This window comes from Streptococcus sanguinis (assembly GCF_900475275.1).
Taxonomy (GTDB): Bacteria; Bacillota; Bacilli; order Lactobacillales; family Streptococcaceae; genus Streptococcus; species Streptococcus sanguinis_N.
Window position 1 is genome coordinate 1,684,442 of sequence record NZ_LS483364.1, and the last position, 12,444, is coordinate 1,696,885.

Annotated in this window: 15 protein-coding genes and 1 pseudogene; 3 read left to right on the forward strand and 13 right to left on the reverse strand. The window is 45.0% G+C overall.

The window, feature by feature from the left end; all coding sequences use genetic code 11:
- Positions 1-4: 4 nt before the first annotated feature.
- The 10 genes and pseudogenes from DQM55_RS08325 to DQM55_RS08370 all read right to left on the reverse strand — a co-directional run bounded on the left by DQM55_RS08325 (position 5) and on the right by DQM55_RS08370 (position 6,784).
- Entirely contained in the window at positions 5-436 is a 432-nt protein-coding gene (locus tag DQM55_RS08325) for an arginine repressor (RefSeq protein WP_011836656.1), read from the reverse strand.
- A complete protein-coding gene (locus tag DQM55_RS08330; protein WP_111676139.1) occupies positions 429-1,244 on the reverse strand; it encodes a TlyA family RNA methyltransferase in 816 nt (271 codons plus the stop codon). The genes DQM55_RS08325 and DQM55_RS08330 overlap by 8 nt, the downstream gene beginning before the upstream one ends.
- Positions 1,237-2,112: a polyprenyl synthetase family protein gene (locus DQM55_RS08335; RefSeq protein ID WP_111676141.1), complete on the reverse strand. Its 876-nt coding sequence runs from the start codon at positions 2,110-2,112 to the stop codon at positions 1,237-1,239. Before DQM55_RS08335 ends, DQM55_RS08330 begins: the two co-directional genes overlap by 8 nt.
- Positions 2,109-2,321 (reverse strand): exodeoxyribonuclease VII small subunit, encoded by a 213-nt coding sequence (locus tag DQM55_RS08340; RefSeq protein WP_002896137.1) that lies wholly within the window; start codon positions 2,319-2,321, stop codon positions 2,109-2,111. The genes DQM55_RS08335 and DQM55_RS08340 overlap by 4 nt, the downstream gene beginning before the upstream one ends.
- A complete protein-coding gene (gene xseA, locus DQM55_RS08345; protein ID WP_111676143.1) occupies positions 2,299-3,639 on the reverse strand; it encodes an exodeoxyribonuclease VII large subunit in 1,341 nt (446 codons plus the stop codon). The genes DQM55_RS08340 and xseA overlap by 23 nt, the downstream gene beginning before the upstream one ends.
- Positions 3,605-3,814, reverse strand: a pseudogene (locus tag DQM55_RS11890) (initiator RepB protein). The gene xseA and the pseudogene DQM55_RS11890 overlap by 35 nt, the downstream one beginning before the upstream one ends.
- On the reverse strand, positions 3,790-4,632 hold the full coding sequence (locus tag DQM55_RS08355; protein WP_111676144.1) for an NAD(P)H-hydrate dehydratase: 843 nt from the start codon (positions 4,630-4,632) through the stop codon (positions 3,790-3,792). The pseudogene DQM55_RS11890 and the gene DQM55_RS08355 overlap by 25 nt, the downstream one beginning before the upstream one ends.
- Before the next feature lie 107 nt (positions 4,633-4,739).
- On the reverse strand, positions 4,740-5,513 hold the full coding sequence (locus DQM55_RS08360) for an HAD hydrolase family protein (protein ID WP_111676146.1): 774 nt from the start codon (positions 5,511-5,513) through the stop codon (positions 4,740-4,742).
- Positions 5,510-6,364, reverse strand: a complete 855-nt coding sequence (locus DQM55_RS08365; protein WP_111676148.1) for a bifunctional methylenetetrahydrofolate dehydrogenase/methenyltetrahydrofolate cyclohydrolase — start codon at positions 6,362-6,364, stop codon at positions 5,510-5,512. The genes DQM55_RS08360 and DQM55_RS08365 overlap by 4 nt, the downstream gene beginning before the upstream one ends.
- A 189-nt stretch (positions 6,365-6,553) precedes the next feature.
- Complete coding sequence (locus tag DQM55_RS08370) at positions 6,554-6,784, reverse strand: DUF1797 family protein (protein ID WP_002896146.1); 231 nt, start codon at positions 6,782-6,784, stop codon at positions 6,554-6,556.
- A gap of 249 nt (positions 6,785-7,033) precedes the next feature.
- On the opposite strand from DQM55_RS08370, the gene DQM55_RS08375 reads away from it, so the two are divergent.
- Positions 7,034-9,304 carry an ATP-dependent Clp protease ATP-binding subunit gene (locus DQM55_RS08375; RefSeq protein ID WP_111676150.1) on the forward strand — a complete coding sequence of 757 codons (2,271 nt, stop codon included), beginning with the start codon at positions 7,034-7,036 and terminating at the stop codon, positions 9,302-9,304.
- Positions 9,305-9,352: 48 nt separating this feature from the next.
- On the opposite strand, the gene DQM55_RS08380 is transcribed toward DQM55_RS08375, so the two are convergent.
- Both DQM55_RS08380 and DQM55_RS08385 read right to left on the reverse strand, forming a co-directional pair.
- On the reverse strand, positions 9,353-9,967 hold the full coding sequence (locus DQM55_RS08380; protein WP_111676152.1) for a GyrI-like domain-containing protein: 615 nt from the start codon (positions 9,965-9,967) through the stop codon (positions 9,353-9,355).
- A gap of 59 nt (positions 9,968-10,026) precedes the next feature.
- On the reverse strand, positions 10,027-10,926 hold the full coding sequence (locus tag DQM55_RS08385; RefSeq protein WP_111676154.1) for a helix-turn-helix transcriptional regulator: 900 nt from the start codon (positions 10,924-10,926) through the stop codon (positions 10,027-10,029).
- A 225-nt stretch (positions 10,927-11,151) separates the two neighbouring features.
- Between DQM55_RS08385 and DQM55_RS08395 the strand changes: the two genes are divergently transcribed.
- Positions 11,152-11,601, forward strand: coding sequence for an NUDIX hydrolase (locus tag DQM55_RS08395; RefSeq protein ID WP_002896150.1), 450 nt, complete (start codon positions 11,152-11,154; stop codon positions 11,599-11,601).
- A gap of 67 nt (positions 11,602-11,668) precedes the next feature.
- A complete protein-coding gene (locus tag DQM55_RS08400) occupies positions 11,669-11,971 on the forward strand; it encodes a DUF1827 family protein (protein WP_002898025.1) in 303 nt (100 codons plus the stop codon).
- 26 nt (positions 11,972-11,997) lie between these two features.
- On the opposite strand, the gene DQM55_RS08405 is transcribed toward DQM55_RS08400, so the two are convergent.
- On the reverse strand, positions 11,998-12,432 hold the full coding sequence (locus DQM55_RS08405; protein ID WP_111676156.1) for a GNAT family N-acetyltransferase: 435 nt from the start codon (positions 12,430-12,432) through the stop codon (positions 11,998-12,000).
- Positions 12,433-12,444: the final 12 nt, after the last annotated feature.

Sequence of the window (12,444 nt, forward strand, 5' to 3'; positions counted from 1 at the left end):
TTTCCTACCAATGGTGAATGATGGTTGCAACCCTTGCGGCTGCTTCCTCTGTCATCATAACCATCAAAATACTGTCGTTGTCTGCCAAGATACTGAAAATATCCTCAGCAAATTCATTTCTAAGATGGCGCTTGACCAGTGCTGTGCTCCCCGGAACCAGACTGAGATTGATCATGTTTCTCAAGACCTGACAGGACAGGATATTATTTTCAGCCAAGCCCAGACTGCTAGTCATGGTCTTAGGCAGCTCGTAGATATAGGTGTTGTCCTTGAGCGGTATCTTGACAATGCCCAGCTCTTTGATATCCCTAGAGACCGTAGCCTGGGTCGCTGTAATCCCAGACTCCCTGAGATGTTCTACGATTTCCTCCTGGGTGCCAATGTCATAGTCACTGACAAACCGTCTAATCTTTTCTAATCTATCCTTCTTATTCATCCTTAAATTCCTTGTGTGCCGCCTCTACAACAGCTGTCATCATAGCTGAATCAAGAGGCTGCGGCTCTATGCTCTTTTCTAAATAGGCCAGAAATTCCACATTGCCCTGACCGCCCTGAATAGGCGAAAAATCCAGTCCCCTGACAGAAAAGCCAGTCTCCATCATAAATGCTGTGACCTTTTCCAGAACTGCCAGATGGACCTTTTTATCCTTGACAATCCCTTTTTTCCCAATCTGCTCACGGCCTGCTTCAAACTGAGGCTTAATCAAGGCGACCACTTGGCCATCCCGAGCCAGAATCTCATGCAGAGCTGGTAAAATCAAACTCAGCGATATAAAGCTGACATCAATACTAGCAAAGCTCGGCTCCTGCTCAAAGTCAGTCCTTTGGGCATAGCGAAAATTATACTGCTCCATGCTAACAACCCGCTCATCCTGTCTGAGCTTCCAAGCCAGCTGATTAGTACCAACATCTACTGCATAGACCAGCTTAGCTCCGTGCTGCAGCATGACATCTGTAAAACCGCCGGTCGAAGCTCCGATATCTAAGGTCACTCGGTCAGTGACCGAAATATCAAACACTTGCAAAGCCTTTTCTAGCTTGAGGCCGCCGCGGCTGACATATCTGAGTTTCTCGCCTTTTAAGCGCAACTCTGTGGCTGTGTCAATCTTTTCACCCGGCTTGTCAAAGCGCTGGCCATTGGCTGCAGCAATAACCAGTCCAGCCATTACACCACGCTTAGCCTGCTCTCTGGTCTCAAAGAGCCCTTGCCTGTAGGCCAGCACATCTACTCTTTCCTTAGCCATTCAATCTCAAACTTTCTATTATCTTTTGAATTTTTCCGCCTGAAAACTCTGTCTTCTCTTCCAAGTCTGACAGAATAAGCACAGCTTCATCAAGGGTCTGATTGAAAAAGTTCTTAGCTCCATCCAGTCCCAGAAAGGCTGGATAAGTCGACTTGGCCGCAGCTAAATCTTTCTGCGGCGTTTTACCCAGCTCTTCAAAGCTGGCCGTCACATCCAAAATATCATCCCGCACTTGAAAGGCCAAGCCCAAGAGCTCTCCAATCCTACGAAGCTTGTCTTGAACAGACTGCTGAGCCTGAACAATCAAACCAGCTGCGACAAAAGGATACGTCAGTAGCTTACCCGTCTTATTGGCATGGATGATTTTTAAATCTTCTAAACTAATTGCTTGGCCTTCGCCTTGCATGTCCAGAACTTGACCCGCAACCATACCAAAGCTCCCCGCTGCCAGAGACAACTCAGAAATCAAGTCCACTTTGACCTGACTAGGCAGCTCGGCCCTTGCCAATAGTCCATAGGGGTCCAAAAAGAGAGAATCACCCGCTAAAATAGCCATATCCTCCCCAAACTTCTTGTGGCTAGTCAGGCGGCCGCGACGATAGTCGTCATCATCCATAGCTGGCAAATCATCATGGATAAGGCTGCCAGTATGAATCAGCTCAAGAGCCGCCGCGACCTGATAGTGAGCCTCAGTCAGCTCTAGGCCAAAGGCTTGAATCAACTCTAATAACAATAAGGGACGAATCCGCTTGCCGCCTGCCTGCACCGAATACAAAATAACTTCTGATAAATCCGACGACACTTGCTGAGACCTATAAAAATCTTCAATCGTCAGACCAATTTTTTCCAGTTTCTCGTTTCTTGTCATTCCATTTCCGTTTCTGTGCCGTCTGCCTGCATGACCTTAACCAAGGTCTTTTCAGCCTTGTCCAGACTAGCCTGGAGTTCCTTTGAAAGCTTCATCCCCTTTTGAAATTCCGCAATCGCCTCTTCCAGTGCTACGTCACCATTTTCCAGCTTTTGGACAATGACTTCCAAGTCTGCTAAGTTTTCTTCAAATTTCTTTTCTTTGGACATGTTTTACCTCTACTTCCAGCTGCCCATCCCGCATAAGCAGGGTCAGCTCATCTTTTTCTTCAATGCCTGCACTTGACTCAACAACCTTTTGATTCTTTTGGACAATAGCATAGCCACGCGCCACGATTCGACTGGTATCCAGCATAAGCAAGGCCTCGGACAATCTCCTGACTTGAGCCAGCTTGTTATCATAAATGACCGCCATGTTGCTGCGCAGCAAACGCTCCAGCTGGGCAGTCTGCTCTTGAAAACGCTGAACGCGACTGAGCGGATTCAATGCTTCCAAACGATGCTGCAAGATTTTGACCCGCTGTTGCTCTTCACTATAATATTCGCGAATTTTTTGCTTCAGTCGCAGGTTGAGCTGGTCTAACTTCTGCAGATGACCATCGTAAAGCCGCTCTGGCTGTCGGAAGATAACCGACTGGGTCAGTTTATTCAGTCTCTCTCGATAATAGCTCAGGCGATTGGACATCGCCCGAGACATGCGGTTTTCCTGCTGCTGCAAATGTCCCAGCAGGTCTAGCTTGGTGACTGGTGTGGCTAGTTCAGCCGCAGCCGTTGGAGTGGCAGCCCTGCGATCTGCTACAAAGTCCGCCAAGGTCGTATCAGTCTCATGGCCGACACTAGAAATAACAGGAATCCGAGACTCAAAAATAGCCCGAACTGTTTCCTCTTCGTTGAAAGCCCAGAGATCTTCGATAGAACCGCCGCCTCGACCAATAATCAGCACATCCAAATCGGACCGCTCATTGGCCAGTTTAATGTGGTCAGCAACCTGAGCTGCAGCCCCATCTCCCTGCACTTTTGTCGGATAAAGTACAATCTCCACTCCCGGAAAGCGACGGCTGACCGTCGTGATAATATCCCGAATGACCGCTCCGCTGGGACTGGTTACAACACCGATTTTCTTAGGAAATTGGGGCAAGACTTGCTTGAATTTATCTTGAAAAAGCCCTTCTTCCCCCAATTTTTTCTTGAGCTGTTCAAACTGGATAGCCAAAGCTCCGATACCATCCGGTTCTGCCTTTTCAATGATAATAGAATAGGAACCACTCGGCTCATAGAGCTGTACCCGGCCAATGACATTGATTTTCATGCCTTCTTCCAGCTCAAAGCCCAACTTCTGGTAGACACCAGACCAAATCGTGACCTGAATGACCGCCTTTTCATCTTTCAATGAGAAATACTGATGATTGGGACGCCGGCGGAAATTGGACACCTGACCAGTCAGATAGACCCGCTCCAAATAAGGATCCCGCTCAAACTTCATCTTCAGATACTTAGTCAAGGTTGAAACCGACAAATACTCTGGCATGTCCTTTTCCTTTCTTGTTTTTCCGTGACCTTTATTATAACAAAAAACTGCATAAAAAACCGATTACAAAGTCTAAAAATTCCCTGAAAGCAAGAAAAAAACTGGGCTTCCACAAAAGAAACCCAGCTGACTTAAAACCCAAGAAAATGTCTACTGACTCATCTCCTTCATCCACCTTGAAATGGCTCTGCTGATTGCCGTTGGCAGGACGACATAAGCTTCCTGACTCAAATCATCTGCGATAAGGGAATGAAGAAGAGTTGCAGCCGCCACTCGCTCAAAGAGGCTGCTTGACTTGAACTGTCCTGCAAATGCGGCAATCATACCAGCCAGCGTATCCCCCATTCCGCCAGTTGCCTGATAAGGTCCGCCTACTGTCAGCTCAAAGACTTGCTCTTGTCCGCTTTGATAGATGGTCGTTCCATGCTTTTTCTGCACGACAATACTGCCCAAAGGCAGCTGATTGACCGCCGCCTGATTGGCTGCCGCTGTCTGATCTGACAAGCTCAAACCCGATAAGCCTTCCCACTCCTTTTGGTGAGGGGTAAAAACTGTTTGGGCTTTTGGAAATGGCAAAGCTCCTTTGCTAAAGAGTGAGATAGCTCCGCCATCCATAATGAGAATCTGCTGCTCTGCCACAATCTGGACTACCTTTTGTAGAATATCTAGACCTAGTTGATTCTCTGCCAAGCCAGGACCAATCAAAACTAGATCTGATTTGACCAGCTGCTCTGTCAATCGGTCTTGCTCCTCTAGGTCAAAGGCCATAGCCTCCGGTAGATGACTATGCAGAGGGGCGATATTTTCTCTATCTGTAGCAACAGTCACCAGACCTGCTCCGCTATTGACCGCCGCTAAAGCTGCCATGATAATGGCGCCCCCATAAGGATAGGTCCCCCCAATCAATAAAAGACGGCCGTAATTGCCCTTGTGACTATCCAAGGGACGTTCCCTAATGACTTTTTTTAAAATATTTTCAGCGTTTTTTGCCATGATATTCTCCTAGACCAACTTCATCCTGCACTGGTCTCAATATGACCAAACCTATCTTCATTATACACCAAAAGGCACCTAAAAAGGTGCCTCGTATCGCAAGAAAGTTATTTTTCCCGGAAATCTGCAAATTTTTGTAAGATTCTTGCTGCGACTGCCTTGGGTAAATTTTCCTGAAAGGCGACCTGCTCATCCGCATAATCGCTCAAGCCTGGGAAATCCCCAACCTGCGCAGCGTAGAGAGAATTCTTAAAGAGCTGGATATCATTTTGATCATTACCAAAAGCCACATAATCCGAACCACAGAGTTCCTTTACAGTTGAAGCTTTATTGGTTTCAGCCGGATTGACATAAAAACATTTCTCATGTTCATGATAGTCTAGACTCAGATTAGGCAAGTTTGCAAAACGAGCCTGTAAATCGTCTAAGAGCTGCTCATGATTCCCCATGTAAATAACAAGCTTAATAGGATGCTGGAGTTCAGTTAGTTCCAGCCGTCTTGCCCGCTTGAGAGGATCTACACTGGCAATAAAAGGAATTTTTTCTAAAATCTGGCCGCTGTAATCAAAAGTATTATCAACGAAAAAAGGCAAATTATAGGTCAAACAAGTATTTAAAATGGCTTGGTAACTTGACTGATGCAGCTGACGCTCAAACATCAGCTGCCCCTTCTGATAAGCTACTCCGCCATTCAGTCCAATCACTATCTGCTGGCTCAGTTCCGGACCCAATAGTCCCAGACAATCCCGATAGGAGCGCGCCGAAGCAAACAGAACTTCATGCCCAAACTGAGGAGCCGTTAGCAGGACCTGCTTAATCTCCTCATCAATCGTCATATAATCAAAGGACAAGGTCCCATCCAAATCAAAAACAAATTTCATGATTCAAGACTCCGTTTAAAGGCCTGGTAGGTCTGCTCCATCAGCATGGTAATGGTCATAGGCCCAACACCTCCAGGTACAGGGGTAATCAGGCTGGCAAGTTCAGACACTTCATCAAATTTAACGTCGCCAATCAGCTTGCCATTTTCATCTCGGTTCATACCGACATCAATGACAACAGCCCCTTCCTTGACAAAGTCCTTGGTCACAAAATGTCCACGTCCAATAGCCACCACCAAAATATCTGCCCGCTTAGCAGTCTTGGCTAGATTGTGGGTCCGCGAATGCGTCAGAGTCACCGTCGCATTCTTAGCCAAAAGCAGCTGAGCCATGGGCTTACCAACAATATTACTCCGCCCGATGACGACCGCTCGCTTGCCTTCCAGTTCAACGCCATATTCATGGAACATTGCCATAATGCCTGCAGGAGTAGCCGGAATCATAACCGGATGGCCGCTCCATAGCTTGCCCATATTAAGCGGATGAAAGCCATCAACATCCTTGTCTGGATCAATGGCCAGCAGTACAGCTTCATCATCAATATGTTCAGGCAAGGGCAGCTGGACCAAAATCCCATGCCAATCAGGATTTTGATTATAAGTTTCAATCAAGTTCAAGAGCTCTTCTTGGCTAGTCTCTTCTGGCAGACGTTCTATCTTACTCCGAAAGCCAGAGGCCAAGGCCGAGCGCTCTTTATTACGCACGTAGATTTGACTGGCTGGATTATTTCCCACCACAATCACTACCAAGCCCGGAACCTGACCTGTCTTTTCTTTGAGGCGAGCCGTTTTTTCGGCTAATTTTTTCTGAAGCTTCTCTGCCAAACCTCTACCGTCAATAATCTGCGCCATGTCATTCTCATTTCTTTTTCATTATCTTTTTCATTATACCAAAAAAATCTGTGCCCAGCCTATAAATTTTTCTTATACAAGGTTATAAGGTAGGGATTCATTGGCAGCTAGTGGTAAAATTTTCAGACATACTAAATCTTTTTCAAAATAAGATAAAAAGGGTAAAAATAAAAAGCAGCTAAGTGCTTTTTAGTAGAGTAATTCATAAATTTCCATTGCAATCAAATCGATGCTGTCGAAAGTATAGGTCTCACGCGCTGCAACGTCACGTAAGGTGAAGACAGAGCCATTTTCTTCGTCGTAACTGTAAGCTACTTCTGCTACAACCACTCCTTCACGCTCAAAATTACGTTTTAAATTTCCGCCATCCTTAGCCATAGCTTCTAAGCGGTTGATAATTCTAACTAAATGTGATTCCATTTTGTTTCTCCTATTTACTTAGTTCCCTCTTATTTTACCATAAATAGCGACTGAAATACCACTAAAAGCCTATTTTTTGTAATTTTTCAAGAATTTGTTTTCATTCTGCTCGGTCTGAGGGAGGATTTTGTAGTAAATTCTTGCAAAGTTCGAGAATACTGATATAATGAAATTATAAAACTTTGACTATTTTTGACCTTTAATTATTTCTATAAATAGCTTGCACACTAAAAGAAAAGAGGTATCTGCATGCTTTGCCAAAATTGTAAAATCAACGAATCTACGATTCACCTTTATACCAACGTAAATGGCCATAAACAGCAGGTGGATTTGTGCCAAAACTGCTACCAAATCATGAAAACAGACCCCGAACATTCCTTGTTCGGCGGAATTGCTAATACCAACAATCACGGAACAGATCCTATTGATGACTTTTTCAACAGCCTCAGCAATTTTCAACAGCCTCAGGAACCAACTACTCCTCCTACCCAATCTGGTGGAGCCTATGGGGGCGGTGGCGGCTACGGTTCAAATCCTAGCAAGGGTGGTCAACCTCAGCCAAGTCCGCAAAAGCCAAAAGGCCTGCTGGAAGAGTTTGGTATCAACGTGACTGAGTTGGCTCGGCGAGGCGAGATTGATCCTGTTATTGGCCGTGATGAAGAAATCGTCCGTGTCATTGAAATCCTCAACCGCCGCACCAAAAACAATCCTGTTCTCATAGGAGAGCCCGGAGTCGGAAAAACAGCCGTGGTGGAAGGCTTGGCCCAGAAAATTGTTGATGGTGATGTGCCTCATAAACTCCAAGGCAAGGAAGTTATCCGCCTAGACGTTGTCAGCTTAGTACAGGGAACTGGTATCCGTGGCCAATTTGAGGAACGGATGCAGAAGCTCATTGATGAGATTCGTTCTCGTCAGGATGTCATTCTCTTTATTGATGAAATCCATGAAATTGTCGGAGCAGGCTCTGCTGGCGATGGCAATATGGACGCTGGGAACATCCTCAAACCAGCTCTGGCTCGCGGAGAACTCCAGATGGTCGGAGCAACCACCCTTAATGAATATCGTATCATCGAGAAAGATGCTGCATTGGAGCGCCGTATGCAGCCCGTTAAGGTAGACGAGCCGACGGTAGAGGAAACGATTACCATCCTCAAAGGAATTCAGAAAAAATACGAAGACTACCATCACGTCAAGTACACGGATGCGGCTATTGAAGCTGCTGCCCTTCTCTCTAACCGCTACATCCAAGATCGCTTCTTGCCAGACAAGGCTATTGACCTTTTGGATGAGGCAGGATCCAAGATGAATCTGACCCTCAACTTTGTTGATCCCAAGGTCATTGACCAACGTCTGATCGAAGCAGAAAACCTCAAGGCTCAGGCAACTCGTGACGAAGATTTCGAGAAAGCAGCTTACTTCCGTGATCAGATTGCCAAGTACAAGGAACTCCAGCAGACAAGTGTGCTAGACAAGGATACTCCGATTATCAGCGAGAAAACGATTGAACACATCGTAGAGCAAAAGACCAATATCCCAGTTGGCGATCTCAAAGAAAAGGAACAGTCTCAGCTGGTCAATCTTGCCAGCGACTTAAAGGCCCATGTCATCGGCCAAGACGATGCTGTGGATAAGATTGCCAAGGCTATCCGCCGCAACCGAGTCGGACTAGGAAGTCCTAATCGCCCAATCGGCAGTTTCCTCTTTGTCGGACCAACTGGTGTCGGTAAGACTGAGCTGTCTAAGCAACTAGCCATTGAGCTCTTTGGCTCGGCTGACAGCATGATTCGCTTTGATATGAGTGAATATATGGAAAAACACAGCGTGGCCAAGCTGGTCGGTGCTCCTCCGGGCTATGTCGGCTATGATGAAGCTGGTCAATTGACTGAGCGCGTCCGCCGTAATCCCTACTCGCTCATTCTGCTGGATGAGGTGGAAAAGGCCCATCCTGATGTTATGCACATGTTCCTACAGGTTCTAGATGATGGCCGCCTGACTGATGGCCAAGGCCGAACTGTCAGCTTCAAGGACACCATTATCATCATGACATCCAATGCTGGAACTGGCAAAGCTGAAGCCAGCGTTGGCTTTGGAGCCGCGCGTGAAGGCCGCACCAATTCCGTCTTGGGTGAATTGGGCAACTTCTTCAGTCCTGAGTTTATGAACCGCTTTGACGGGATTATCGAATTCCAGGCTCTCAGCAAGGACAATCTGCTGCAAATCGTCAACCTTATGCTGGACGATGTCAATCAACGTTTGGCAACCAATGACATTCATCTGGATGTTACGGAGAAGGTCAAGGAAAAATTGGTTGACCTGGGCTACGATCCAAAAATGGGCGCTCGCCCACTGCGCCGTACCATTCAGGAACATATCGAAGATGCTATTACCGACTTCTATCTGGAAAATCCAAGCGAAAAAGAGCTTAAAGCTGTCATGACCAGCAATGGCAAGATTCTCATCAAGTCAGCAAAGAAAACTGAAAGCACAGAGCCCGTTAATTCATCTCAAGAAGAAAAATGAATTTCGACAAAATAGAGCAGAAAACAGTTAGTTTTCTGCTCTATTTCTTTATTTATCCTTCTGAACCTTGTAGCGCAGAATTGTTTTCAGCTTGCTAGGTTCTGTCCGATTCAGATTATTGAGATAGATTTCCCTATGAGTATTTGAAATCCGTGTCAGCTGGTGACTCTGGCAAAAGGCATCCATTTTAGCGAAAGATTGAGGTTCTTCGTCAAAAGGACCCAGATGCAGCATGGCGACACACTCTCCTTCCGTCATTTCTTCAAAACGAATCTCGTCATAGAGAGGATTAGGCTTTTTGACACGGATCTGCTCCAGAGCCTTTTTCACCATCTCTCCAGTGATAAAGTCCGGCTGGCCAATCATAATAGTATAAATCAATTCTTCTTTAATGAGTTCTCCTGCTTGCTCTTGCTGCCAAAGTCCTTCCAAGGGATAGACTGTAAAATCAGTAAATTCTTGCTCGGCTGCTGTCTTTTTGTAGTTCATCTTGATAGCATAGGCTAAACTGTACAGAGCACCAACTCGTTCCGAAAAGTCAGCAGCATTAGGATCGCCCTTGCCGTCAATCATGATAAAAGACTGGGCAGGAACATCTATAAGACAGGGTTTAGAATTGATTTGATATATTTCTCGATTGGCTTTTCTCCATTCATACTTCATGAGATAGCCCTCCTTTCTTTACTACAAACAATATAGCAAAGAAAAGCTGACAACCTCTGTCAGCTTTTATAAATATCGGCAATAGCTTTTAACTTTTCTTTGAATTCTTCCCGTAACCGAGGTGGCTCCATGATTTCAACTCCATCCAAAAAGGATAGCAAGTAGGTATAAAGACTATCGTGATTCGGCAAATGCGTTTGGACATAAAGGCTCCCATCAGTCTCCTCTAGCTCTGCTTCTGAAAACTCCTCGTACACCCGAAAGGCATACTTCCGGTCAAATTTCAAGAGGACTTTTACAGTATCTCCTAGCCACTCCTCGGGGCTAAATTTCTCATCCAAGACTCTCTGCTTAAATCGTTCCTCTAACATCTGACAGTCTCTCATTCTGCTGAGTTTAAAAAAGCGCGGAGCTTGTCTTAAGCGACAAAAGCCAGCAACATACCAGTTTTGGCTTTTAAATACTAACTTCAGCGCTTCTATCTTGCGCTGCTCTCTTTCTCCACGCCCATTCAAATAAGAAAAAGACAAGATTCTTCTTTGCAAGATTGCCTGCTTAATAGTATCAAACAGTTCTTTCTGATCTGCTTTTTTGCGCCAGTCAGTGAAATCCACCTCTAGCCAGGAAGTTGCCTGAACTTGAAACAAGGACTGTAGCTTAGACAGGGTCTCTACTTGCTCGCTATCTGTTAAAATCTGGAAGCCTTGAAGAGCAGCTAATAGCTCATCCCTCTCAGACTCTGAAAACAAGGCCTTGTCTAAGACAAAATCCTTCATCAGAAAAATACCCCCGCCCTTTCCTGGGCTGCAATAGATAGGGATTCCTGCCAAACTCAGCTTGTCCACATCTCGATAGATGGTCCGAATAGATACTTCAAATAGTGAGGCCAATTCGGGAGCTGTTGTGCGACCTTGCTCTAAAAGAAGATATAAGATTTTAAAAAGTCTGCTTTCTGTCATAAAACCACCTCGCTCCTATTATAACAATTTCTCCTATAAATGTTTTACTATTCCCATAAAGAAGAGTTTTTTTAAACGGTCGGAAGAAGGAATTTATTATTTTAAGGGGATTTCTTTCAAGGACTATCATTCTTTTTCTGTCCAATAAACCGAGTAAATTCTTGACAGCTGGTCCTTAGTCCATTATGATAGATAGTAAACTGACTAGAGATTGAGGATATTAGAATGACAAATCCAACCTTTGGTGAAAAGGAAGCAAATGTAGAATATGTGACCCGCTACGGAGTCTATGCCGTTATCCCAGACGAAAAGAAAGAAAAGATTATTTTGGTTCAGGCACCTAACGGGGCTTGGTTTCTGCCCGGTGGAGAGATTGAAGAGGGGGAAAACCATCAGACTGCGCTTGAACGCGAGCTGATGGAAGAACTTGGATTCACGGCCCAGCTTGGACGCTATCTTGGACAAGCTGATGAATATTTTTACTCCCGCCATCGCGACACCCATTTCTACAACCCGGCCTACCTGTATGAGGTCACCTCTTTCCAAGAAGTCCAAAAACCGCTGGAAGATTTCAACCAGCTTGCCTGGTTCCCAGTCGAAGAAGCTATTGAAACACTAAAACGCGGCAGCCATAAATGGGGTATCCAAGCCTGGAAAAATACACTTAAAGCTTAAAGAAATCATTCACAATTCATAGCAAACATGTTATAATAATAGCAGGTATAAAGCAGGAGGAAATCGTATGAAGCTTATTAATACAACAAACAGTCATGCTGACCTTGTCAAAAGCCAATTGGAAAGCACCGATGCGATATTAGTCGAAGTTTATTCTGCTGGAAACAGCGATGTTGTTTTTACACAAGCTCCTCTTCACTATGAAATTTTGATTTCAAACATGCACCGTGCTGTACGCGAACAGGAAATCGAAAAAATCAGAGAATTTTTCTTGAAGAGAAAAATTGATGCAAATACTATTGATAGAGCTGCTATCCGCACGATTTACGCTAATAATCTAATCGAAATTTCCATTCCTGTGAAACAGTAAAAACTAAGGCCATCGCCTTAGTTTTTTTATTGTTTATAGATCATGGTAATGTGAGGTGTCGATTCAAAAATAAAGGGTTGGCCAACTGATTTGAAGCCATACTTTTCATAGAGAGCAGCCACCTGAACCTGAGCCTCTATTTCAATTTCCTTTCCTGGCCATTTCTCAGCACATAATTGCAAGATTTCTCTGATAAGCTGTCCTCCTAAACCCTGTCCTCGTGCTGACTGAGCTGTGACTACTCGACCAAAGACTAAATGCTCTCCCTCTTCAAAGACACGGGCATAAGCATCAATTTCCCCTCGTTCACTAGCATGGTAAACATGCACTGCTTCTAGGTCCTTCTCATCCAGCTCATGATAAATGCGCTCCTGCTCCACCACAAAGGTGTCAATGCGCAATTTTAAGATTTGATAAAATTCTATCGGGGTCAACTCTGTTAATTTTTTCCTAGACCACATACTTGTTTCCTC

Excerpts from the sequence above, each read along its gene's own strand:
- DQM55_RS08385 (WP_111676154.1), bottom strand. The coding sequence starts at position 10,926 with ATGACAGAAAGCAGACTTTTTAAAATCTTATATCTTCTTTTAGAGCAA.
- DQM55_RS08400 (WP_002898025.1), top strand. The coding sequence starts at position 11,669 with ATGAAGCTTATTAATACAACAAACAGTCATGCTGACCTTGTCAAAAGC.
- DQM55_RS08365 (WP_111676148.1), bottom strand. The coding sequence starts at position 6,364 with ATGGCGCAGATTATTGACGGTAGAGGTTTGGCAGAGAAGCTTCAGAAA.
- DQM55_RS08325 (WP_011836656.1), bottom strand. The coding sequence starts at position 436 with ATGAATAAGAAGGATAGATTAGAAAAGATTAGACGGTTTGTCAGTGAC.
- DQM55_RS08355 (WP_111676144.1), bottom strand. The coding sequence starts at position 4,632 with ATGGCAAAAAACGCTGAAAATATTTTAAAAAAAGTCATTAGGGAACGT.
- DQM55_RS08335 (WP_111676141.1), bottom strand. The coding sequence starts at position 2,112 with ATGACAAGAAACGAGAAACTGGAAAAAATTGGTCTGACGATTGAAGAT.
- DQM55_RS08340 (WP_002896137.1), bottom strand. The coding sequence starts at position 2,321 with ATGTCCAAAGAAAAGAAATTTGAAGAAAACTTAGCAGACTTGGAAGTC.
- DQM55_RS08370 (WP_002896146.1), bottom strand. The coding sequence starts at position 6,784 with ATGGAATCACATTTAGTTAGAATTATCAACCGCTTAGAAGCTATGGCT.
- DQM55_RS08380 (WP_111676152.1), bottom strand. The coding sequence starts at position 9,967 with ATGAAGTATGAATGGAGAAAAGCCAATCGAGAAATATATCAAATCAAT.
- DQM55_RS08360 (WP_111676146.1), bottom strand. The coding sequence starts at position 5,513 with ATGAAATTTGTTTTTGATTTGGATGGGACCTTGTCCTTTGATTATATG.
- DQM55_RS08395 (WP_002896150.1), top strand. The coding sequence starts at position 11,152 with ATGACAAATCCAACCTTTGGTGAAAAGGAAGCAAATGTAGAATATGTG.
- DQM55_RS08330 (WP_111676139.1), bottom strand. The coding sequence starts at position 1,244 with ATGGCTAAGGAAAGAGTAGATGTGCTGGCCTACAGGCAAGGGCTCTTT.
- DQM55_RS08375 (WP_111676150.1), top strand. The coding sequence starts at position 7,034 with ATGCTTTGCCAAAATTGTAAAATCAACGAATCTACGATTCACCTTTAT.
- xseA (WP_111676143.1), bottom strand. The coding sequence starts at position 3,639 with ATGCCAGAGTATTTGTCGGTTTCAACCTTGACTAAGTATCTGAAGATG.
- DQM55_RS08405 (WP_111676156.1), bottom strand. The coding sequence starts at position 12,432 with ATGTGGTCTAGGAAAAAATTAACAGAGTTGACCCCGATAGAATTTTAT.